24 protein-coding genes are annotated in these 21,825 nt (G+C 61.7%); 9 read left to right on the plus strand and 15 right to left on the minus strand.

Translation table 11 applies throughout. From position 1 onward, the window contains the following. Window positions 1–31: 31 nt before the first annotated feature. The 3 genes from BLJAPNOD_RS32250 to BLJAPNOD_RS32260 are packed head-to-tail and all read right to left on the minus strand — an operon-like array spanning window position 32 to window position 3,827. Window positions 32–1,078 (minus strand): glutathione synthase, encoded by a 1,047-nt coding sequence (locus BLJAPNOD_RS32250; RefSeq protein ID WP_077498128.1) that lies wholly within the window; start codon window positions 1,076–1,078, stop codon window positions 32–34. Window positions 1,079–1,086: 8 nt separating this feature from the next. Further along, a complete protein-coding gene (locus BLJAPNOD_RS32255) occupies window positions 1,087–3,006 on the minus strand; it encodes a flavohemoglobin expression-modulating QEGLA motif protein (RefSeq protein WP_077498129.1) in 1,920 nt (639 codons plus the stop codon). Then, a complete protein-coding gene (locus BLJAPNOD_RS32260) occupies window positions 3,003–3,827 on the minus strand; it encodes an N-formylglutamate amidohydrolase (RefSeq protein WP_244611189.1) in 825 nt (274 codons plus the stop codon). Before BLJAPNOD_RS32260 ends, BLJAPNOD_RS32255 begins: the two co-directional genes overlap by 4 nt. Window positions 3,828–4,068: 241 nt before the next feature. Between BLJAPNOD_RS32260 and BLJAPNOD_RS32265 the strand changes: the two genes are divergently transcribed. Further along, on the plus strand, window positions 4,069–4,224 hold the full coding sequence (locus BLJAPNOD_RS32265; RefSeq protein WP_077498131.1) for a DUF3309 family protein: 156 nt from the start codon (window positions 4,069–4,071) through the stop codon (window positions 4,222–4,224). Between the two features lie 14 nt (window positions 4,225–4,238). Then, the gene (locus BLJAPNOD_RS32270; protein ID WP_244611185.1) at window positions 4,239–5,264 is read left to right on the plus strand and encodes a DNA topoisomerase IB; all 1,026 of its coding nucleotides are present in this window, start codon (window positions 4,239–4,241) and stop codon (window positions 5,262–5,264) included. 12 nt (window positions 5,265–5,276) lie between these two features. Here the strand turns inward: BLJAPNOD_RS32270 and BLJAPNOD_RS32275 are convergent, their stop codons facing one another. The 5 genes from BLJAPNOD_RS32275 to BLJAPNOD_RS32300 form a co-directional block, all read right to left on the minus strand. Next, on the minus strand, window positions 5,277–5,639 hold the full coding sequence (locus BLJAPNOD_RS32275; protein ID WP_115422828.1) for a response regulator: 363 nt from the start codon (window positions 5,637–5,639) through the stop codon (window positions 5,277–5,279). Further along, window positions 5,636–8,917 (minus strand): PAS domain S-box protein, encoded by a 3,282-nt coding sequence (locus tag BLJAPNOD_RS32280; protein WP_244611186.1) that lies wholly within the window; start codon window positions 8,915–8,917, stop codon window positions 5,636–5,638. Before BLJAPNOD_RS32280 ends, BLJAPNOD_RS32275 begins: the two co-directional genes overlap by 4 nt. Window positions 8,918–9,036: 119 nt before the next feature. Continuing rightward, the gene (locus BLJAPNOD_RS32290) at window positions 9,037–10,107 is read right to left on the minus strand and encodes a putative zinc-binding metallopeptidase (RefSeq protein WP_115422829.1); all 1,071 of its coding nucleotides are present in this window, start codon (window positions 10,105–10,107) and stop codon (window positions 9,037–9,039) included. A 42-nt stretch (window positions 10,108–10,149) separates the two neighbouring features. Beyond that, a complete protein-coding gene (locus tag BLJAPNOD_RS32295) occupies window positions 10,150–10,347 on the minus strand; it encodes a hypothetical protein (protein ID WP_115422830.1) in 198 nt (65 codons plus the stop codon). Window positions 10,348–10,490: 143 nt separating this feature from the next. Continuing rightward, window positions 10,491–10,691 carry a CsbD family protein gene (locus tag BLJAPNOD_RS32300; protein ID WP_077498137.1) on the minus strand — a complete coding sequence of 67 codons (201 nt, stop codon included), beginning with the start codon at window positions 10,689–10,691 and terminating at the stop codon, window positions 10,491–10,493. Between the two features lie 208 nt (window positions 10,692–10,899). Here BLJAPNOD_RS32300 and BLJAPNOD_RS32305 point away from each other — a divergent pair, with 208 nt between their 5' ends. Together BLJAPNOD_RS32305 and BLJAPNOD_RS32310 are read left to right on the plus strand one after the other, a co-directional pair. Beyond that, window positions 10,900–11,625 carry a YetF domain-containing protein gene (locus BLJAPNOD_RS32305; RefSeq protein ID WP_115422831.1) on the plus strand — a complete coding sequence of 242 codons (726 nt, stop codon included), beginning with the start codon at window positions 10,900–10,902 and terminating at the stop codon, window positions 11,623–11,625. 82 nt (window positions 11,626–11,707) lie between these two features. Further along, on the plus strand, window positions 11,708–12,400 hold the full coding sequence (locus BLJAPNOD_RS32310; protein WP_199566085.1) for an aspartate/glutamate racemase family protein: 693 nt from the start codon (window positions 11,708–11,710) through the stop codon (window positions 12,398–12,400). Between the two features lie 107 nt (window positions 12,401–12,507). Here BLJAPNOD_RS32310 and BLJAPNOD_RS32315 read toward each other — a convergent pair whose 3' ends face one another. Further along, a complete protein-coding gene (locus BLJAPNOD_RS32315) occupies window positions 12,508–13,521 on the minus strand; it encodes a 1-aminocyclopropane-1-carboxylate deaminase (RefSeq protein ID WP_115422833.1) in 1,014 nt (337 codons plus the stop codon). A 160-nt stretch (window positions 13,522–13,681) separates the two neighbouring features. On the opposite strand from BLJAPNOD_RS32315, the gene BLJAPNOD_RS32320 reads away from it, so the two are divergent. Next, entirely contained in the window at window positions 13,682–14,146 is a 465-nt protein-coding gene (locus BLJAPNOD_RS32320; RefSeq protein ID WP_115422834.1) for an Lrp/AsnC ligand binding domain-containing protein, read from the plus strand. Between the two features lie 198 nt (window positions 14,147–14,344). Here the strand turns inward: BLJAPNOD_RS32320 and BLJAPNOD_RS32325 are convergent, their stop codons facing one another. Further along, on the minus strand, window positions 14,345–15,613 hold the full coding sequence (locus BLJAPNOD_RS32325) for an alpha/beta hydrolase (protein WP_115422835.1): 1,269 nt from the start codon (window positions 15,611–15,613) through the stop codon (window positions 14,345–14,347). A gap of 336 nt (window positions 15,614–15,949) precedes the next feature. On the opposite strand from BLJAPNOD_RS32325, the gene BLJAPNOD_RS32330 reads away from it, so the two are divergent. Both BLJAPNOD_RS32330 and BLJAPNOD_RS32335 read left to right on the plus strand, forming a co-directional pair. Beyond that, window positions 15,950–16,195: a type II toxin-antitoxin system ParD family antitoxin gene (locus BLJAPNOD_RS32330; RefSeq protein ID WP_115422836.1), complete on the plus strand. Its 246-nt coding sequence runs from the start codon at window positions 15,950–15,952 to the stop codon at window positions 16,193–16,195. A 123-nt stretch (window positions 16,196–16,318) separates the two neighbouring features. Next, window positions 16,319–16,522 carry a hypothetical protein gene (locus BLJAPNOD_RS32335; RefSeq protein WP_244611187.1) on the plus strand — a complete coding sequence of 68 codons (204 nt, stop codon included), beginning with the start codon at window positions 16,319–16,321 and terminating at the stop codon, window positions 16,520–16,522. A 38-nt stretch (window positions 16,523–16,560) separates the two neighbouring features. Here BLJAPNOD_RS32335 and BLJAPNOD_RS32340 read toward each other — a convergent pair whose 3' ends face one another. The 5 genes from BLJAPNOD_RS32340 to BLJAPNOD_RS32360 all read right to left on the minus strand — a co-directional run bounded on the left by BLJAPNOD_RS32340 (window position 16,561) and on the right by BLJAPNOD_RS32360 (window position 20,049). Continuing rightward, entirely contained in the window at window positions 16,561–17,715 is a 1,155-nt protein-coding gene (locus BLJAPNOD_RS32340; RefSeq protein ID WP_115422837.1) for a site-specific integrase, read from the minus strand. 19 nt (window positions 17,716–17,734) lie between these two features. Next, window positions 17,735–18,019, minus strand: coding sequence for a hypothetical protein (locus BLJAPNOD_RS32345; protein WP_077498146.1), 285 nt, complete (start codon window positions 18,017–18,019; stop codon window positions 17,735–17,737). Between the two features lie 33 nt (window positions 18,020–18,052). Next, on the minus strand, window positions 18,053–18,454 hold the full coding sequence (locus BLJAPNOD_RS32350) for a type II toxin-antitoxin system VapC family toxin (protein ID WP_115422838.1): 402 nt from the start codon (window positions 18,452–18,454) through the stop codon (window positions 18,053–18,055). Beyond that, complete coding sequence (locus BLJAPNOD_RS32355; RefSeq protein WP_077498148.1) at window positions 18,451–18,708, minus strand: type II toxin-antitoxin system VapB family antitoxin; 258 nt, start codon at window positions 18,706–18,708, stop codon at window positions 18,451–18,453. Before BLJAPNOD_RS32355 ends, BLJAPNOD_RS32350 begins: the two co-directional genes overlap by 4 nt. Before the next feature lie 228 nt (window positions 18,709–18,936). After that, the gene (locus BLJAPNOD_RS32360; RefSeq protein ID WP_115422839.1) at window positions 18,937–20,049 is read right to left on the minus strand and encodes a site-specific integrase; all 1,113 of its coding nucleotides are present in this window, start codon (window positions 20,047–20,049) and stop codon (window positions 18,937–18,939) included. 125 nt (window positions 20,050–20,174) lie between these two features. Between BLJAPNOD_RS32360 and BLJAPNOD_RS32365 the strand changes: the two genes are divergently transcribed. Both BLJAPNOD_RS32365 and BLJAPNOD_RS32370 read left to right on the plus strand, forming a co-directional pair. After that, window positions 20,175–21,128, plus strand: a complete 954-nt coding sequence (locus tag BLJAPNOD_RS32365; RefSeq protein WP_115422840.1) for a DUF1403 family protein — start codon at window positions 20,175–20,177, stop codon at window positions 21,126–21,128. A gap of 119 nt (window positions 21,129–21,247) precedes the next feature. Then, window positions 21,248–21,823 (plus strand): SMC-Scp complex subunit ScpB, encoded by a 576-nt coding sequence (locus BLJAPNOD_RS32370; RefSeq protein ID WP_244611190.1) that lies wholly within the window; start codon window positions 21,248–21,250, stop codon window positions 21,821–21,823. Window positions 21,824–21,825: the final 2 nt, after the last annotated feature.

The following is a 21,825-nucleotide window of genomic DNA, read 5'->3' on the forward strand; positions in this document are numbered from 1 at the left end:
CCTGGCCCGACCGGCCAAGCGAAAGGACCACTCAGAGGGTCGCTAGCGCCCGGTTCGACAGGGCGCCACCATAGGCCTCGCGAATGGCAAGCTTGTTTTCAAGCGCGATCATGATCTCCTCGGCGAAATCGATCTTGTGCAGAGCCTGAATATGCGGCAGCCCGCCAGGGGTGAAGACGTTGATCTCCAGCACCTTGTCGCCGACGATGTCCAGCCCCACCAGGAACATGCCGTCATCGATCAGCTTGGGGCGAAGCTTCTCGGCAATCGCCAGTATGGCTGGGGTAATGGTTGCCGCTTCTGCGGTGCCGCTCGCGTGAATGTTGGATCGCACTTCGCCCTTGGCAGGCACACGGCGGAAGGCGGCGTAGACGTCGCCGCGCACCAGCGGGCGGCCGTTCATCAGGAACAGCCGGATGTCGCCGGCGGTGGCTTCCGGCAGATAACTCTGGGCGATGAGATAGCCGACCTCGCTGACGGCTTCGAAGATCTGGTTGAGATTGGCTTCGTCGCTGGATTTTATCTTGAAGACGTTCTTGCCGCCCGAGCCCTGCAACGGTTTCAGGATGACGCCGCCTCGATGGTCGTCGATGAAGGCGCGGATTTCCTCGATGTTCTTCGAGATCAGCGTGGTCGGCCGCACCGCCTGGGGAAAGTCCTGGAAATAGAGCTTGTTCTGCGCCAGCGAAAGACCGGAGGGATCGTTGACGACGATCGCGCCGCGTTCCGAGGCGAGACGGCCGAAATTGGCGCCGACATTGGCGGCCCAGGGGCGGCCCTCGGCATCTTCCGACGGGTCGTTGCGCAGGAACAGCACATCGACCTCGCTGATATCGACCACGCTCATGACTGCATCTTCGGCCTTGAGCGCCGAAATGAAGGTCTCCGGCTTTTTCGGCTTGGTGCCGTTGAGGCTACGCGCCCGGATCATCAGCCTGTCGTCGGGCCGCAGGATGAAATCCGCCGGCGTGACGTAGCAGATCTCGTGCCCACGGGAGAGCGCGGCGAGCGCCAGAGACGTCGTCGTGTAGGACGCCGTTTCCAGCTCAATCGAATTGACGAAGAACGCTATGCGCATCAGATCTCCTATTCTGCGACCATGTCGAGCGGGGTTATGCCCGCACGTGCCCGGTCCAGCCGGCCGCGTGCGTGGGCGTCATCCAGAAACATCGGGCGCACCGCCGGCGCACCCAGCAAGCCACGCAAGCTCAGTTCCTGCATGGCGGCAAAATGCGAGGCGGCGATCTTGCCCATCCAGAAGGGTTCGAGGCTGCCGCCCGCGGCCAGATGGGCAAGCAGCTGAAGCAGGCCGCGCAGATAGATCGCGTCCTTCGCAAGCCCACCGCCACGATAGATCCGCAGCACGACGTTGAACGCATCGTCAGGCTGAAACCGGTGCTGATCGACGAGCAGCCGGTAGGTCTCGGGGAAGAGCGCGCCATTCAGCATCGCGGCGCAGGCAACCACGCGCGCCGCGATGAGACGCAGGCGCGAAAGTGTCATGCCGCCGCTCAAGTACTCGGCAAACACGGCAAGCCCTTCCTGCATCCCTTCATAGCCGGCAAGACCGGAGCGAAAGAGCCTGAGCCCTTGTGCCGAGCCGTTGAAGTAGGTGAGCAGGTGCACGCCGATTTCGTGACTGAGCAGAGCCTCGACACGGTTCCGGCTCATGGCCGTGCTGCGCGCGATCAGGAGCTGGCTTCTTGAGACGAGCAACCCGGCGGGAATGTCGTCACGCAGCTCCACGGAAGCATTGAAATCGGCATATTGTCGCTTGTAGGCCGAAACCATCACTTGTGCCCGGTTGCGAACGTAGCCGCAGTCCACGTCGTCAATCGCCGGCTTTTGCCCGGGCTTGCTCACACGCTTTTGCGTCTGCGCCAGGATGTCGGTCGCCGCATCCAGCAGCTTTGCCTCGACCGGGCCATAGAGCGCGCGGCCGAACTCGACAAAGGTGCGACGCTCGCGGGCGGAAATCATCGAAAGCTGCAGGTCGAGCTCCTGCTGTTTCTCACGATAGAGCGCGTAGAGCAGCGGGTCCTCGAGGTGCTCGAAGCTGATGGAAAACAGCTTCTTCTTCGCTGTTTCGACTTCAAGCGTCAGCGGCCGATAGAGCAATCTCGGGCCGACCTGGTGTCGGCTCGACGTAAACTCGGCCCAGGCTGCGTCTGCGTTGATCGGCGTCACCGCCAGGAGGAAATCGAAGCTTGAGGCAATCTCGTCGATGGCCCGGTCGGTGCGGGTCACGGTTTCGACGAAGGTTTTGCGCCCGAAGGCACGGTGCGTCGAAACCTTGGTGTCGGTCGCGCTTTGCGTCGCTGCCGCCAGCGCCTTGAGGCCGGCGTCGAAGATGTTGGCGATCAGCCGTTCGCGCAGTTCCGGGTAGGTCCGCTCCGTACCCGGTTCGCGATAGATCGGCGCGAAGCGCACACTGATCTGAGGAAATGTCGTCAGCGGCTCGCCGTCAGCCTGCTCTTGCGGATGCGGCTCCTGGAGGTCCATGTGGGCGGTGCGAAACTTGCCTTCGATCGTGCCGACGGCGCCGAGGAACGCTTTCGCGGCAGCCTGCGCCGCCGGGTCTTCGCCGGCGGTGACTTCGATGGTGAATGGCGGTAGATAGGGCGCGTCCTTGGCGGGAGGATCGTCGTGGTTGAGTTCGCCATATTCGAGCACGAAGAAAGCGCCGAGCCGCTCCTCGATGGCGCGCGCCACCGCTGCGATGACGATCGCGGCTGTCGCAGCGTCCGGTGCGATGAGATAGGATGCATTGGACTGGGTGATCTCGCGCGCCACGACGGCTTGCTTCGCCTCGGCGATAAACACACAGAGAAACGGTAGTGGTCGATCGATGTGTAGGCGCCCGCCCTCGGCAAACTCCCGCCGCACCGCCTTGCCGGCTGCAAGGCAAGCGATCACTTCGTCGAGCCACGCATGATCAGGTGCCGGGCGGTCGGCCTCCCGGTGATGCGGCGTGTCGCGGTCCCTCGGCGTCGCTGCGCTTTTCATTGGCGCCCATCCAGCGCCTTGACGAGGTCGGGCACGGTTGACGCGATCAGCGCACGCAATGCTTCCAGGACCTCGAAATCCGGCTCGCCGGTCCATTCGTCCATGAAGAATTTCTTGAACTCGATGGCGATGGCGCAGCCTGTCTGGGGAAAATGCTCGTGGATGAAACGGGTTTGTTCACCGCGCCCCTGGAACGCGACGTTCTCGCGAACGTCGAACCGCTTGCCTCGAAATTCGAAACGACGAAAGGCATCAAGCAGCGTTTCGAGCACATGGGCCCAGCGGCCGCGGTCCATCGAATGGGTGCCGATGTTGATCTCCGGCGCGGCCGCCGGGTCGGTGGGGTCAGAATCGGGGCCGTCGCGGCGGTGGTTGTAGCTGTGCACGTCAAGGACGACGAAGCTGCCATGGCGTCGCTCGATCGACTGCAGCATTGATCGCAGCATGCGGTAATATTCGTCATGCAGAACGAGCGAAGCTTCGTGTCGATCGCGCGGAAGCGCGTCCCGCCAGACGTTAAGCCCCCAGGCTTGCGATGGATCGGTGTAGACCGCGCCGTCGCGCGCTCGGTTCAGATCGACCTCGAAGCGTGAGCGGTGCACGATCACCCGATTTGCCAGATCCTGAAGGATATAGGCCGTATAAGGATCCTCTTCCCGCAGCCGCTCGTCATCGGCCAGGGCCATCAGAGCCTGGAGATCGGCGCGCAGGCCATGCCCGTCGTGTATCGCCGTGGCGACAACGGGACTTTCGCCGCGATGCACTGTCCACCAACTGTCGTTGTCAGCGTCCGTCAGCGGCTCACCTTTCAGGGTCAGCATATTCAGGTCCCGTTCCTCCTCGTCCATGGGGTTGCTGTCCCGCTACAATTCGCGAGGGAAGGGTTCGGTTCCAATCGCAGCGGAATTCCTCTGATGAAGCAAAGCAGGGAGATGGGTACCCGGAGTGGGCACGCTGTGCCGCTGTCGGAAATTGTGTGTTTGCAGCCGGACGGGTGGCGGAACCAATGCGCCTGCGCCGCATTTTCTGAGCACGCAACAACACAAAGGGAAGGTGAATGCCATGCTGGGAACTGTGCTGCTTATCGTTTTGATTCTGCTGCTGATCGGTGCGTTTCCGAGTTGGCCGCACTCGATGAATTGGGGCTATGGCCCGTCAGGGATACTGGGTGTCGTGGTCGTCGTTCTCCTGATCCTGCTGCTCATGGGGCGGATCTGACCTTGAGGTGAATCGTGTCTGCTGCGTCGCCCGAACTTATCTACGTGACTGACGCTGATCCGGGCATCAAGCGCTACCGGAAGGGGAAGCGCTTCAGCTATCGCCTTCCGGACGGCTCCATCCTCAAGGACCCGGATGCAAGGGCACGCATCGCGGCGCTCGGCCTGCCGCCAGCCTATGAGCGGGTCTGGATCTGTCCCGAGCAGAACGGCCACTTGCAGGCCACTGGCTTCGACGCGCGCGGGCGCAAGCAGTATCGCTATCACGATGCGTGGCAGCAAATGCGCAACTACGAGAAGTTCGACCAGTTGGTCGATTTCGCCAGGGTTCTGCCGAGACTTCGCCGGACCCTACGTCGCCACATGGATGGGCCGCCTGACGACGCCCGCACGGTCCTGGCCGCGCTCGCGGCCCTGCTTGATCAGGCGTGCCTGCGCGTCGGCAATGTCTCCTATCGAGAGGAAAATGGCACCTACGGCGCAACGACGCTCCTGAAGCGGCACCTCAAGCTGCGCGACGAGGGCATCGAGCTTCGCTTCATGGGCAAGGGCGGCAAACGTGTTGTTCGCAAGCTGCGCAGCCCGCGGCTGCAGCGGTTGCTCGAAGATATTGCTGACCTGCCCGGACGCCAGCTTTTCGTCAGCAGGGATGCGAACGGTGAATTGCATCCGATCGATTCCGGCCGGCTCAATCGCTATCTGGCCGAAATCGCCGGCGCACCAATCTCGGCCAAGACGTTTCGCACCTGGGCGGGAAGCGTCGCCGCCTTTGCCGAGGCGCGCCTGGCGCTTGGCGAGGGACGGCGCCCCTCCGTCAAGCGGATGTGCGAAGCTGCGGCCGACGTGCTGCACAACACGCCATCCGTCTGCCGCAAGAGCTACGTTCATCCTGCCATCATCGCCTTGGCTGACAAGGAGGCCAAAATCAATCTGCGCCGATTCGAAGCGCAGCCACGGCAAAGCGGCCTGCTGCGTGCCGACGAGGATCGACTGTTGCGCTTCCTCAAATATGCCGCGCGGGCAAAGAAGCATGCGACATGATCCGGGCCGGCCTTATTTACCGGCCAACAAACCTTCGACGGTTCGGATGAGGTCGCGGCTGTTGAACGGTTTGGAAAGGCGGGGAAGGGTACGGTACTGCTCGGGAAGGTCGGAGGCGGCGTAGCCCGTCAGCAACAGCACGGGAACGCCACGGGCAAGCAGTTCATCGGCCACGGGATAGACGAACTCGCCGTTGAGGTTGACGTCTAGCGTCGCGGCCTGAGGGGTTTCTCGCTTCGCCGCAGCGATCGAGGTGCGCAGACTGGTGAAGGGACCGATGACCGAGAAACCGGCGGCCAACAGATCGTCCTGGATCTGGATCGCAAGCAGAAACTCATCCTCGACCACAAAGACGCTGCGCTGTCCGCCATTCATCGGTCGGCACCTGCTGAGTATGGCATGTTGATGGTGTATCTGAGCCCGGTTCTTGCGAAATCCAGGTCGACGTCGCCGCCGAGGTCGGAGCCTACGACGCGTTCCAAGAGCAGTCTGCCAAAACCATTTCTTGAAGGCGGTGCGACTGGGGGACCGCCGGTTTCACACCAATCGATGTGAAGCGCCTTGTTGGCCGCGTCGAGGCTCCAGCTGACGTCCACATGTCCGGTTTCGACGGAAAGCGCGCCGTGTTTGGCAGCGTTGGTTGCAAGCTCGTGAGCCGCCATGCCGAGCGCCAGCGCGTGCCGTGGCGACAGCCTGATCGCCGGGCCGCCGACGGAGACGTTGCCGGCGTTTTCGTTCCGGTAGGGCGCCAGTTCGTCGCAAAGGATCGTTTCCAGTGAAACGCCGGCCCAGGTGGTCTCGGCCAAGCGGGTATGGGTTTGCGCGAGAGCCCGGATGCGCGCGTGGAAGGATTGTTCGGCGTCCTTGCGATCGGGGGTCATGGCGAAGGATTGCCGTGCGATCGAGGTGACTGTCGCAAGCGTATTCTTGACGCGGTGGCTGAGTTCGGCGACCAGCAGGTTGCGCTGCGCCTCGGCGTCCTTGCGTTCGGTGATGTCCATGCAGACGCCTGTGAGGCGGAGCGATGACGAGCCAGCGCCTTGCAGAAAACGCCCGAACGCTTCCAGCCAGCGAATGGAACCATCGGGGCGGCGGATGCGGTAGGATGTGTGGTAATCCTCGCGTCTGTCGATTGCGGCCTGGATCTCCAGTTCGACCATGGCAAGATCGTCGGGGTGAATGTCCGCCTTGAAGTCGTCGAGCGTGCCGCCGAAGCTGCCCGGTTCCAGGCCATGAAGCACCTCCAGACCCGGCGACCAGATCACTTTGCCGGTCTCGAAGTTCCATTCCCACGCGCCCATCCGCCCGGCTTCCAGCGCCATTTGCAGCCGCCGCTCGCCATCGCGCATCGCCTGCTCGCTTTCCTTGCGCTCGGTGATATCGACGAAGGCAGCAACCGCGCCTTGCGGTATGCCCAAGGCATCGATCAGCGGCGTGGCATTTCCGAGAAGATGCCGGGATGTGCCGTCGTCGAAACGGATCTCCTGCTCGAAGCTGCGCACCTCTTCGCCACGCGCGGCGCGCTGAACCGGCAGTTCGTCCGGTGAAAGCAGCTTGTCCTGCGAATAGACCTTGAAGTGCGCAGGCCGCTCGCTGAGCGGCGCCGAGAGCGAAGGATTGCTGTCCGGCGGCAGCCTGAGCAGTTCGAACGAACTTCTATTGCCACTGATGACCTGGCAATCCGGGGTCCTGGCAATCCATATCGGTGCCGGTACCGCTTCCATGAGCGCCATCACCTCCGTCGCCCTGGCGCGCTCCTTAGCCTCGTTGTGCCGCAGCAGATCTTCGGCCCGACGCCGTGCCTCTTCGGAACGGATGCGCTGCACGCTGAAGCTCAGCTGCCGGGCGATGGTCAAGGCGAGATCGATTTCGGAACCGGCAAAGTGGTGTGCCGTGTCGTAATAGGTCATGAATTTGCCGATCAGTCGGCCGGCCGAAACCAGCGGGATGAAGCCGAGTGACCCGATGCCTTCGGTCTGAACGGCCCTGCGCAGGTCGTCTTCAATATCGGCCAATTCGACGTCTTCGATAAAGATGGGGTTGGGATCCTGCGCCTCCGTGCTCCATGGCGTATGGCCATCGACGGCGAGGCGATAGCTCTCCGAAAGTCCAAGCGAGGCGACAAAGCGCATTGTGCCGGTTGCATCGACGAGCAGGATCGATGCCCGGCTGCAGCGCAGCGCCGTTTGAATGGCGTCGAGCGCGGCTTCATAGACGGCGGTGATCGACCGGGCGCGGTGTACCCGTTCGGTAAACTGATAGAGCGAGGCCTGTTCACGCATGCGCTCGGCCAGTGCCACTTCGGAGGCCTTGCGCTCACTGATGTCGCGGGCGATCTTCGAAGCGCCGACAATGCGCCCGTCGTCATCAAGGATCGGGGATATCGTCAGCGAAATGTCGACGAGGGTGCCGTCTTTTCGTTGCCGCCGGGTTTCATAATGATCGACGCGTTCGCCTCTGCGGATCCGGTCGAGGATCTGTATCTCCTCGTCCTCATGCCCTTTCGGAATGAGCCGCATGATCGGCGTTCCCACCATCTCCTGCACGCTGTATCCGAACAGGGCCTCTGCACCTCTGTTCCAGCTTGTGACGACGCCGTTCAGATCCTTGCTGACGATGGCATCGTCAGAGGATTCGACGATCGATGCGAGATGGCGAGCGGAAAGCTCGGCGATCCGCCGGCTCTCGGCCTGACGCTGGCTGTCGGCCAGCAGTCGGGCATTGTCGATCGCGATCGCCGCATGGGCGGCGATGGCAAGGACGACATCCTCGGAATCATCGGTGAAGACAGCCGGGGCGTCATGGCCGAAGAACAGCCCGCCAAGGACTGCGCCGGAGCGGGCGATCACCGGAACCGCCAGATAGCTGACGACCGGCAGATGCCCATTCGGCATGCCGAAATGCGGCTCGCTCAATCCGTAACGCGGATCCTTGCGGATGTCGTCGCTGCGCACGACCCGCTCGCCGTTGAAGGTCTGGGCGAACACTGCCGTCTTGCGCGGCAGACCGAATTTTTCGAACGCTTCCCGCGGTGCGCCAGACAATGTGAAGAGCTGAAAATGCTTTCCGGTCTCGTCGGCCACGTTGTAGAAAAAGGCGCCGAATTTCGCGCCGCTGAGTTCGGTGGCGCTATCGGTGACTGTCTGCACGATATGCTCGACATCAAGGTCGCTGGCCAGAAGTCGGGAGATGCGATCGAGCGCCTGAATGCGGTCGGTCTTCAAGCGCAGTTCCAGTTCCGCCGCCTTGCGCTTGCCGATGTCGATGAGCACGTTGACGGCGCCGATCATCTCGCCTTCGGCATCGAAGATCGGCGTCGGATACGGCAGCACCGGTACCATCGCCCCGTCGGGCCGCGCGACGATCAGCTCCTCGCCATGCATGGCCCGTTTGCTGCGTAGCGCCTCGGCCATCGGGCATTGATCGAGAGGGAGTGCTGTACCATCCGGGCGATGCAGGCGCCAGCAGATGCACCAGCGGTCGGCGTTGAGCTGTGGCTCGCGTCCGGCCAATTCTGCCGCTGCGCGATTGAAATAGGTGACGACCCCGGCTGCATCCGTGGTGTAGATCGCGATCGGAAGGTTATCGAGAACCGCCTTGGATCCAATTGTCTGCGACCCCACCGCTCCCGCCAATGCTTCTGCGCCGCTCATGGTTCCCTCCGCAAGCGCTTGCTAACGCAGGGCAACGCGGCACGATGCGATTTTGTTCCGCTTGCCTACTGTTGGCGTGGGCGCCACTCCCGTGCGCAGCTTCGTCAATCCGTGTCCTCTCATCGGTTTGGCGTGGCTGCATGAAGGATCAGTTGGTTGATGAAATCCAGCTTTTCGACAACGGGCTGGGACAGGACGAAGGGATAGCTGTCGGGCTGGCCCATCGACCGCTGGAGCGCGTTGAGGGCGACGCTGAGCGGTACCCATGCCTCGACAAGCGCTTCTGCGCTCGTTGCCCGATACGGATTAAAGTTGATCTGCGTTTCAAGTGCATCATGGCCGATTGGGTCGAGGTTCATGCCGAAGGCGCGTCCGGTCTCCAGCGTATCGACGATGTGGAAGAGATGCGCCCAGCACTCCGCGAAATCCTCCAGGGGATGGGCACTCGCATAGGGGCTGATGAACCGCTGCTGCCAGTCGTCGGGAGGTCCCTGCTGGTAATGGCGCTCCAGTGCCGCGGCATAATCCTGCGTTTCGTCGCCGAACAACGTGCGCGCCTCGGCCCGGATTGCGTCACCTTTGATGAGCTGCTCAAAATAAAAGTGACCGATCTCATGGCGAAAATGCCCGAGCAGAGAGCGGTAGGGTTCGTTCATGGAAACCCGAGCACTTTCGCGCACCACATCCTCCGCTTCCGACGCGCGTAAGCTGATCAGGCCGTTCTCGTGGCCCGTTCGGGCAGGCACGGTGTTGCCGTAGGTATCGACGGTGTCGGCAAGGAACTCGAACGCCAGCCCGCCGTCCGGATCCTGCATTCGGGTCGGGTGCGGCAACCGCCAGCGCAGAAGCGAATAGAACAAATGGCGTTGTGCCAGGCCTATTCTGCGCCAACGCTCAAGGCCGACGCTGTTTGTCCTTGGCACGATGGTGTTGTGGCGGCAGGCGACGCAGTAGCGATCGGGCTGATCGGCCGGTACCAGCCAATGGCAGACATCGATGGCGGCGTTGTCGCAGAAACGAAAGGTACGCGATCCGCCGCCGTGGATCTGCCAGAGCCCGTTGTCGAGTGGCAGCAGGGCATGCATCGCGATATCGCCGGGGTCGAACCCCAAGGTGGATCCGCAGCGCATGCAGCTGCGGTTTTCAAAGTGGATGGTCTGGCCGCAGGCGCCGCACTGGAAGAGCCGCATTTGTTCTCCTTGCAGGGATTTCCTGGTCTGCGAAACGCATCATTAGATGCAACTTTTGCGTGCTTTCATGGCGGCGTCGAGGGACTGTCGCGACGGGCCATGTTCCTGAAACAACGGCCGCGCTTCCAGCGGCGGCAGATCATAGGCACGAATGAACTCGGTCAGGTCGTAGATGTCGCTCCAGCCATAGACGACATCTCTATGAACCGCCGGCCTGTTCTCTTGCGTTGATCTCGCCATCGTGATCGATGTCTCCCTGAGGTTTCGACATGGCCGCGTTGGCGACCCTGCCAACAACTCTCAGGGCAGGACAAAGTTCCCATTCTCCTTGCCCCTAAACGCGAAAAACCCCGCCGAAGCGGGGTTTTTGAAATTACTGACCTTTAGTGCTGGCGGCCATACCAATCGTCGATATCGCGGCGAGCACGGTCCTTCTCGATACCATAGCGTTCCTGAATCTTGCCTTCGAGCTGATCCCGCTTGCCGGCAATCTGGTCGAGGTCATCGTCGGTGAGTTTACCCCACTGTTCCTTGACCTTGCCCTTGAACTGCTTCCAGTTGCCTTCAACACGATTCCAATCCATCTGCGCATCTCCTGACGTTGTGGTTGTACTGAGAGGAAAACGCCTCGTATCGGCTTTGGTTCACTCCCCGCGGCAAAAAAAGTTCGGGGAGCAGAATTCGTTGCGATCGTCCAAACGATGTTCTCCTCTCGTCTTTCCGTCCGATCGCCACAGATAAGCAACGTGCAGCCGCCCGAACCTCGCGGCGCGTCCTGGAGGAGTGTGACCCATGAATGAGCCCGTCGTGGCTTTTGATCTCGGCCGGATGCTGATCGGAGACGAGCCGCCGCTTTTCCTGCTCGAAATCGCGCTGAGGACGGTGATCATCTACGCCTACACACTGTTCCTGATCCGCTGGATCGGCAGCCGGTCGATCGGCCAACTGTCATTGGTGGAGTTCCTGCTGGTGATCGCGCTCGGTTCGGCGGTCGGCGATGCCATGTTCTATCCCGACGTTCCGCTTATCCATTGCATGGCCGTCATCACCGTGGTCGTGCTGCTGGACAAGTCTTTGAGCTACATCGTCGCTCGCAACAGCAAGCTTGAGGATGTGATCGAAGGCGTCAGCGTCGAGGTGGTGCGCGATGGTGGCATCCTGTGGAAGGCGCTGAAGCAGATGAACGTCGGTCACGACGAGCTGTTCGAGCAGCTCCGCCTGAAGCAGGTGCGGCATCTGGGGCAGGTGCGGCATCTGGGGCAGGTGCGGGCCGCCTATTTCGAAACCAACGGGTTGCTGTCGGTCTTCACGTTCGACGATCCGCCGGCGAGGCCGGGGCTGGTGATTGAGCCGCCCTGGGATGTCAGCAAGCCGATTGAGTTTCGGTCGGGCGCCACTGTTCGGGAGAAACGCCGTCTTGCCTGCGTGCAATGCGCCGAGGTTCTGGAACTTTTGCCCGGAGAGGTGATGCCGCCGTGTCTCCGTTGCGGCGCGGAGGTCTGGCACGAGATCCGTTAGTCTGTTGCTTGCGCATCGCGGGTTGTGGCAGAACCTCTGGCACGCCGAGCTTGAGGTCTGTTGGCAATCGGGGGGAATCGCGTTGAAGGTCATGGGATTGATCGGCGGCATGAGCTGGGAAAGCTCTGCCCAATACTATCGTATCGTCAATCAGGAAGTTCGAGCGCGTCTCGGTGGCGTGCACTCGGCCAAGAGCCTGATGTGGTCGATGGATTTCGGCGAGATCGAGCGGCTGCAGCATATTGGCGATTGGTCGGCCCTGACAGGAGAAATGACCGATGCGGCCCGGCGCCTTGAAGCCGGCGGCGCTGACTTTCTGGTGATCTGCACCAACACGATGCACCGAATGGCCGATGCGGTGTCGGCGGCTGTCGCCATTCCGCTGTTGCACATCGCCGATCCGACGGCGGAGAAGATCAAGGCGCTCGGCCTTAGCCGCGTCGGCCTCCTGGGCACAGCCTTCACCATGGAGCAGGATTTCTACAAGGGGCGGCTGGTGGAGCGACACGGGCTGGATGTAATCGTTCCCGGCGAGGCCGATCGGAAGGCCGTGCACGACATCATCTACAAGGAGCTGGTGGTCGGCCGCGTCGAGGATGCGTCGCGTGACGCCTATCGGCAGGTCATTCAACGGCTTGTAGACCGCGGCGCCCAGGCGATCATCATGGGCTGCACCGAGATCATGCTGCTGATCTCTCAAGGCGACAGCCCGGTTCCGGTCTTCGATACCACCGAGCTTCACGCACTTGCGGCAGTCGATCTCGCGCTCGCCTGAGACCGGCGAAAACGACGGCCACGGTGCGTTGCCCTGGGGGGCAGGGTGGGCTTGCCACGGCCGGTCATCCGGCCGTGGCTCGTCGAGAGGTTCAATGGCCGGTAACGTCAGCCATTGCGGAACGTGTAGCCATAGCCGTTGAGCGCCGGAGCACCGCCGAGATGGGCATAGAGAACCTTTGATCCCTCGGGGAAGTAGCCCTTGCGGACGAGGTCGATCATGCCCTGCATCGATTTGCCCTCATAGACCGGGTCGGTGATCATGCCTTCGAGGCGGGCACAAAGGCGGATCGCCGCCTTGGTCTCGTCGGAAGGCACGCCGTAAACCGGATAGGCATAGTCCTCGATCAGCACCACGTCCTCTTCGGCCAGATCTTTGCCGAGTTCGACAAGCGCGGCGGTCCTGCGGGCGATGTCGAGGACTTGGGCTTTCGTTTGCGCCGGCGTGAAGGAGGCGTCGATGCCGATCACCCGCCGCTGGCGGCCGTCCTTGGCAAAGCCGACCAGCATGCCGGCATGGGTCGAGCCGGTGACGGTGCAGACGACGATGTAATCGAACTTGAAGCCGAGTTCTTCTTCCTGCGCCCGCACTTCCTCGGCAAAGCCGACATAGCCGAGCCCGCCATATTTGTGCACGGAGGCGCCGGCAGGGATGGCGTAAGGTTTGCCGCCCCGCGCCTCGACGTCCTCGATCGCAGCCTCCCAACTGTGGCGAATGCCGATGTCGAAGCCTTCGTCGACCATCTGGACGTCGGCGCCCATGATGCGGCTCAGCATGATGTTGCCGACGCGGTCGTAGACGGCGTCCTCGTGCGGCACCCAGCTTTCCTGGACCAGCCGGCACTTGAAGCCGATCTTGGCGGCAACGGCGGCGACCATGCGGGTGTGGTTGGATTGCACGCCGCCGATGGACACCAGCGTATCGGCGCCGGAGCGAAGCGCGTCGGGTATGATGTATTCCAGCTTGCGCAGCTTGTTCCCGCCATAGGCGAGGCCGGAATTGCAATCGTCCCTCTTGGCGTAGATCTCGACCCTGCCGCCCAGATCTCCCGAGAGCCGATCGAGTTTCTCGATATGCGTGGGGCCGAAGGTGAGCGGATAGCGTTCGAATTTTTCCAGCATGGTGTTCCCTTCCTTCCGTTTTGAAAGTGAGGAAAAAGCTAGCACTCATGGCGTGAAAGGTGCTCTCTAATGCGCCGGCAGGATTTTACAGGTCTCCTGGTTTCATGCATTTGATACTAAGTTACTTCCGGTTTTTACTTAAAATAAGGAAGATTCTTCCATGCAAAGTGAACTCGATCGTATCGACCTCAAGATGCTGCGCCTCTTGCAGAAGAACGGCCGGTTGACCAATGCCGAACTGGCGCAGATGGTCGATGTCAGCGCCGCCACCTGCCACCGCCGGACGCAGAGGCTGTTCGAGGAGGGCTACATCACCAACGTGCGCGCGCTGGTGGCGCCGCGGAAGGTCGATCGCGGCGCGCTGGTCATGGTCGGCGTGGTGCTCGATCGCTCGACGCCCGAGAGTTTTCGCGATTTCGAAAAGGCCGTCGAAAAGCTGAAGTTCATCCTCGACTGCCATCTCGTCGCCGGTGATTTCGATTACTTCTTAAAGATCCGCGTCGGCGACATGGCCGACTTCAACCGCATCCACGGAACGCAACTGATCGCGCTGCCGGGTGTCCGACAGACGAGGACGTTCTTCGTCATGAAGGAAGTCGTCGACAACGCCGCTCTCGATTTTTGAACAGTCGACTCGATCGGCGCCGGCTAGGGCTGCTCGCACGGTTGGCGTGTGACGGCGCCCACTCGTCGATTGTCATGTTGCCTCTATGTCTGTGCATGAGATCATCACCTTTGCAGGGCAACGGTTCGTTGCGCGACTTGGCCAACAAACGCCGAGTGCTCTCGATTCTACGCTCTAAAGATGTGGGCTGCATCTGCCTCACTGACCACGACGAGTATCGCTTGGCTCGTGCTCCTCCAGAATGCGCCAGATTTGGTCAAGGACGTAAGCGCGCATGGTCGGGTGGTTCAACGGAGAATGGTAGTCGAATAGAAACCGCCACCCGGGCATCTGCTCCAGGTCGAGCTCGTGGTAGGAGGGATGCGCAATTCTGAAATCGTAAGCCTCTGTGAGCTCAAATCGCACTTGCGAATCGTCCGGCGGACGCAGAGATGGTTTATCCCAGTCCTCCTTCTCTCGAAACCTGTCGGCATAATCTGATGGGCTCGGGGGCATCGGAAGGCGGTGAATACCTACATTTTGAGCCTTAGCGATGCCCAGTCCGACGGCGACGGTTTGCGGCAGGCTGCGAACCGGCTTTCCTTCAACAGGCAAAAGCCGTGGGCCTTGGCATCGACCGGGGAGAAAAATCTCATCCGTGGCGTACATGCGGCTTAGCGTGATATCGTCCTTTGAGTACGTGACGATCAGATCCTGTGCTTTCAGTGCCGCTACGACATAACATCCAGTACCAGTCCCTTCTTCGACGTAGGGATCGGGCGGCTTTCTCCCTGCTATCCTATCGTGAATTTCAGCTGCCGGATTGCGAGATGTGATCTTGTACGACCATGTGCGAAGGCTCGCGATCGGGATTGCCGCTTGGATTAGGATAAGGGCGCGAAAAGATATGTCGGCATCGTTCGCCAGTGGGAGCTGGGACACAGCGTCCATGACGACTGAGGCCCCTAGGCTGTGGCCGATAAGAACAATCTCGCGGTCGCGGAGTCGCCACAACAGTTCCGCAAGATACCCGGCCGCCTGTAATGCGGCGCTCTGCGCGCGCGAGAAATGTTGCGCCTCAGTTTCACCGGGCCAGCCGAACACAAGCACATCCGGGTTAACGCTGTCCGCCGCAGCCTCTCTCCTGGCCAGATCAAATGCCACCGCCTTCGCGGCGCAGGTGGCGTTCCTCATACTGGTTCGGAATCCGTGAACGTAGACGATAAGATGCCCCTTTCCTGTTTGAAGAGGGGTGAGCGAATCTGCTTGGGCATTCGCCCACTCCTTAGGGGAGCCCAAAACGAAGCCGGTTTTTGCTTCTGGCGAGCGCAGGTCGAGGGACACGAGTTGGCCGGCATTAGAGGCCGGGTTTTCTGGCGGATAACAAGTTGAGGAAAGAGCCTGAACGATCGGAAACTTCACGAGGTCGAGATTGAATGGCAGGAGAACAGCCCCAAAAAACGCGATAGTCCCAACAACGAACCGCATTCTGCTCGGCCTTCGATTGCGGGAATCTCTCTGCGTGACGCCGCCGCTTGACCAATACCCGCTGAGTGAAGCTAAGCCTGTATCGTCGCTCGAATGTGCGGCTTTGACAACAAGGAGTGGTGTTGTGCATTTGAGGTAGGCATGCAGTTTACCTACCTTCCTTGGCATCTAGCGCAACGCGAAAGTCGCATCGGCAGTCGCTGAAGGCGAAACACCCCAAAGCCTCTTGAAAGTTGGACTGAGCGGTCGCATTTCGCATTTGATGTGCTGTCCAATGTCAATAATTGCGCAAAGACTGTTATTCTGCCATGCTAAGGGTCAACTGGAGGCTTTTACATGAACGTATCCATTGGTGACCGTTGGGAAAGTTTTGTGTCCAACATTGTGAAGGACGGCCGTTACGGTTCCGCCAGCGAGGTTGTGCGTGAAGGACTGCGCTTGGTTGAGGAACGGGAACAGAAGCTGAGGGCTCTGACCAGCGTGCTAAACAAATCGATCGCCGACGGCGGTGAAGCATCGGATGCAGATATTGACGCTGCACTGGAAGCCAAGGCCGCTCAATTGTCTAAGGAAGGCTATTAAGCGGCCGCAGCTTCGCATGCTGCCGTCGGCGCTCACTGATCTGGTCGATATTCTCGAATACATCACGCGACAGAGCGGCAGCTTGGTTGCAGGTCGTCGCTTTGTCGGAGAATTGCGGCAAAAATGCCGGACACTCGCCGGGCTGCCGGGCTGCCGGGCACCGTCGGCCGATCACGGCCGGAACTGCGTGCCGATATCCGCAGCTCGGCGTTCAAGGGATATGTCATCTTCTTTCGCTACGTCGATGAACGGTTTGAGGTGGTCAATATCATCGAAGGACACCGCGATATCGACGAGTTGTTCTCCTCGATCGACACGGACGAATGAACCACCCTTCGTGCTTCGTGCACGGGTGGCGCGGGTCACTAGGTGACCAACCGCGCCGCTCGCCCCAGTTTTCGCTCCGCATCGTTGTAGTAGCGCGCCGCCTGCGTCACCGACTTATGCAACGACTGCTGCATCGCTTCGGGTAAAGGGATGCCGCGATTGGCTGCCTCGGTCAGGTAGCCCGACCGCAAGCCATGCGCCGAGAACAACGTCGGATCGAGCCCAGCCTGTTTGCAGCGGGTTTTTAGGATTAGATTGACCGACTGCGGTGTCATCGCCCGCCGATCGACATTCCCCCACTGATCGATGCGTCGGAACACCGGCCCCTCGGTGATACCGGCTACCTCCAGCCATTGTTTCAGCGCCAACACCGGCCGCCCGATCAGGATCACATGTTCGTCGTCGTCACTCGTCGTCGTCTTCGTGCGGCCGAGGCGGATCGAAAGGCAGGGAAGGGGAGGGGAGGCCATGTCGTTCGGATCGGCACGAACGGGATCTTCGTCGACGAGATCCTCGACCCGCAATGCTGCGACTTCGGATCGCCGTCGCCCGCCAGACGCGAAAGCGGCCAGAAGCAGGGACCGGTCGCGCAGATCGACCAGGCGCTCGCCACCGCAAGCCTGCAGCAGCTTGGCCAGAATGTCGGCCGTGACGGCCTTCTTGCTTTTGCGCTGTCGTGGTCGCGCGCTCGCGCGCACCGCAAGCCGCAACGCGGATTTGAGCGAAGGGCCGTCGAAGCAACCTTGTAAGCCCCGCCAACGGGTGAGGATCGACCAGCTCGTCAGCCGACGTCGAACAGTCTCGGAGGCGTGTGGTCCGTCGGTGCGCAGGAGGCGTCGGGAACGCAAGCCATTTTCCACCCCAGTCGGCATGCCATGGCTCGGATCCTCGGCGCGCTTGGCCGGGTTCCAAAGGTGATGAGCGACGAATTTGAGCAGCAGGCTTTCGGGCGCCGGCCAGGGGAGGGTGCCATCGGTTGCAAGCTGGCACCAGGCCTCGAGGTAGCCGAGGTCGGAGGCAAGCGCCCGCAGCGTATTGGCGCCCATGCCTTCGTTGGCGAGGTGCTTGAGGGTATCGACGTCGTCGTCGGTCAGAAGCGCGGCGAGCTGGTCGCGGCGATCGAAGGGCAGGATGGCGTCGAGGGCGTCTAGCTGCTCAGCGCGCCGCAGCACGTCATCCCGGACCGGCGACATCACCCTTCCCTTACCGCGATCAGCCATCTGTTTGTGGCCGCCAGCGGTGGATGATGCTTTCCATCTCGCCACGGTATTCCGTCGGATAGAAGGCGTCCTCCTCGCGCGCGAGATAGGTGAAGACTGTCACCATGTCTTCAGAGACGTCGCGGTCAACAGCGAACAGGTCCGGGATGTCGAAGCCGCCGAGTGCGTCGGCGTTCCACCAGGCGAGCAGGAAGTTCGCGACCCGACGCGCCTGGCCGGTATCGGCATGGGCGATGTTCAGGAGCTTTTCGAGGGCAAATCTGACGCGCTCTTCCATGGGATCCTGTCGGGGGTGGTTGGCGATCGTCCTTTAGCCGAAGGATGCTGGGTGAATTTTCAGGTCCGTCTGGCTGAAATCATTGCCCTTGAACAATAGCGGCGCCTTGGCGATCCTCGCAACAGCATAGGAAAAACAGTCACCCATATTGAGGGTCGCCGGATGGCGGCCTTTGCCGAAGCGGTCGAACGCTCGTTCCGCTTCCCGGTAATGCGCCTCGTCGAAAGCAATCGCCGTGACGTTGGGCAGCTGGGAAAGCTGATAGACAATGTCCGAAGCGTTGGGGAATCCCTTGCCTGTCAGCACCATTCGCGCCTCCAGCATGGTCGGCCAGCCGATCGCAACGGCCTCCTGTCCCACCAACGACGTAAACCGTTCGGCCTCCGGTTCTGCCAACGCCATCGCCAGAATGACCGACGTATCGACAGCGATCATCGCGGCAAACCGTGTTCGTCGTAGAAATCGTCATGCGCCGATGTCGTGCCGGCCGGGACCGCACGCCGGCCTTCGGCCATCAAATCCGACAGGACATCGATAGGCGCCCGCGCAGACTGCTGGCGCAGTTCCAGATCGTAGTGCTCGAGCGCCTGCTCGACGAGCCTGTTGATCGGCTGGCCCGTGCGGCGCGCCAGCGCGTGTGCCAGATCCCTGGCCTTGGTGCTGCGGACGGACAGTTGCGGTTCGGACATTGCGTTTCCTCGATCGAAATCTTGTTCAAATATAGCGATTGTGGCTTGAGGTGGCAAGAAAATCGCCTTTAGATGGCTAACTATCGATACTTGGGACCTATCGATAGCGAAGAGGTGCGGATAACGGCTGTGGCTTTTACTTAGCGATTTCAATTGCAGCGCTAAGCTGAAATTTCGTCCCTCGATTTTTACCTTACGGTTTCAGCGCGGTACCGGGAGAGGAACCCTTCAGAGCCCGGATGCCTTGGTCAGATTGACCCGGAAACGGTCGCGCCGACGCTGATATTTGCGGGTCATTTCCGCGCTCGCGTGGCCGAGCTGCTTTTGCACATGACGCTCATCGACCTCAGCCGAGGAGGCCAGACCGGCGCGCAGCGAATGACCGGAGAATTTGGCCGTACGCTCGTCCTCACCAAGGTCGCCATACAGGCCGGCGGCAAGGGCTGCGGACTTGACGAGGCGGGCGACCGCCTTGTCGTTGAGACGATCCGGTCCAACGTCTTTGCCGCGTCCTGTGACACGGCGGAAGAGGGGGCCCTTGGCGAGCTTGGCGAACCTGATCCAGGTTTCGACGGCGACGAGTGGGCAGGTGGTGTCGGCGGAACCGCGGCCGATCTCGACCTCGCGCCAGCCGGTCTTGCCGCGCAATGTCAGCAGCAGCCCCTTGTCGAGGATCTCGATCCAGCCGCGCCCGTCCTCGGTCTGATCGCGTCCGAGATCGAGACCGGTGATTTCGGAACGGCGCAAGCCGCCGGCAAAGCCAATGAGCAGGATTGCGCGGTCGCGCAGGCCCCGAAGCGTACCGCGTTCCAGGGTCTCGAGCATGGCGATGAGGTCTTCCGGCAGGATCGCCTCCTTCTGCCGCGGCGGGGCGGCATGGCGATTGCGAATTCCGGCCATGACGGTGGCGATGGCGCGGTCCTTGCGGTCGAGCGATAGGCCCCGTTGGGTGCAATTCCAGGCGATCGCCGAGAGGCGGCGTTCGATCGTGGATACGGTATTGGCCTTGACGCCGCGCTCGGCGGTTCCCGAGGCGCAGGCGGTGACGTAGAGGCCGACGACGTGTGGATCCGGGGGGAGGGGAGCGAGGTTCTGACGCCGGCACCAGGCGGAAAAATGCTTCCAGTCCGCGGCATAGGCCTTGCGGGTGTTGGCGGAACTTGCCGCCTCGACATAAGCGCGGGCGCGGTCGGCAAGGTCGCCGAGATGGCCGGGAAGAGGGGAAGGGCTTTCCGCTGTCGACACCAACGCCGGATCATCATCAGAATGGGCCGTGCTGTCAGACGGAGCAGAGGTGTCTTTTGCGTGATGTTTACCGTTTTGCGCGACGATTTGGGCCATTCCTTCTATAAAGACCGAAATGTCCGATAAGGCAAGATTATCGGACATCATATGTAATCGACAAGCTGTGCGCTTTGTGGCGAATTTGATGGCTATAAGTGCACGCGCGGCATAAGCTGGACGACATGGATTCGCGCCCGCTCAAGTCGTCATCGCCGTCCCTGTCGACCGCTCAACTGCCGGGCTGGGCGCTGCCCCGCGGCCGTGAGCCGAACGAACCAGACGCCGCCTTCGCAGCCGGCATCGCCCTGAAATCGCTCGACGATCTCGTCAAAACCGAACCACGCTGGGCCGGCTGTTGGCGCGCGCGCCAGGCTCTCAAGTGTGCCGCCGTGGCGGTGCGGCTGATGGGGCGCAACGAGGACGAACACGCGTTGCGTGACGCGCTTTTGCTCACTGCCGCCGGCGACGATCCTGGACCGGCCGGAAAGGTGTTTCTGACCTACAAAAGGCTTGTTAGCCGCAAACCCGGCTTCTCCTCCAAAAGTGTTGCCGAACTGGCTGACCTGCTGGAGCTTGTCTGGGACGACGATCTGGCGGCGGCCGTCGATCATGCCGACACTGCCCTGCAGTCCGGCCGCGCAGTTCCCTTTGCCGCGGCCGACCTGGTGAGCGCCATCTATGCCGCCCGTCCGGATGCCGAACCGCTCGCCTGGGCGCTTGCCGATAGTTTGGTCGCCTCCATGTTGAATTGGCCGGTCCCCATGCCGCTGCTGATGGGCGAGCGCTATGGCCCGGCGTTCCGTACGCTTGGGGGCAGGGGACGGGTGCGGCCAGGCGAGGGCGCCTTCCCCCGTGCCGTGTGCCTCGCCCTGGTCGAAGGCGCTGGCGCTGCGCTGCGCTCGGCCGGCGAAATCGCCCGACGCGCGGACCTGCTTGTCGTGACCGCGTCGAAGGTGCGCACCAAGGGCGCTGAACCGGTCATCCGCAAATTGCTCGACGAGGATGCCGTGCCGATCTCGGGCCCGGGTACGGACCTGTCCCGCTGGGCGAGCAAGCGCCTGTTTGAAAGGCTGGAAGCCGTCGGCGCTGTGCGCGAACTGTCGGGACGGCCATCCTTCCGGATATATGGGTTGTGACGATGACCGGAGCGGCGGCAAAGAGGACACCGCGCAGCGCGAACACGAACGGCGCAAGTGAACACTTGTTTGACCGGGAACTGGAGGAGCTGCCGGCGGAGCTTCGCTGGCGGGAATGGATGCTGCGCGTCGAGGCGGTGATCTTCGCTTCCGCCGAACCCGTCACCCGAGAGACCTTGGCGCGTGTGGTTGGCAGGGACTGCAGCATCGAGCTGCTGATCGATGATCTGCGCGAGGAACTGCGTACACGTCCCTATGACATCGTTACTGTGGCCGGCGGCTGGCAACATCGAAGCCGTTCGGCGTACGCGCCGGCGATCCGCGCTTCGCAGGCGCCGACCCGCTCAGGAGGAGCACGCCTGTCTGAACACGAGGCGGCGGTGCTGATGGCCATCGCCTATCTGCAGCCGGTGACGCGGGGCGAGCTGTCGAAAGTCTTCGGTAAGGACGTCAGTCGCGACACGATTGCCAGCCTGCGCGACGCCGGGTTCCTCGCCTCCGGACCACGCAGCCCGACGCCTGGCGCGCCGTATACCTATGTGACGACGAAGCACTTTCTCTCCGCCTTTGGCATGGAGACACTCCGCGACTTACCCGACCTCGAGCGGTTGGAGGACGCGGGATTGCTTAGCCGGCAGGCGATAGCGGGGGACCCGGCTGCGGAGCCTGAGAGCGAAGTGTCGGAAGACGACTGAGC

It is taken from the genome of Ensifer sp. M14 (assembly GCF_003355565.1).
Lineage (GTDB): Bacteria > Pseudomonadota > Alphaproteobacteria > Rhizobiales > Rhizobiaceae > Ensifer.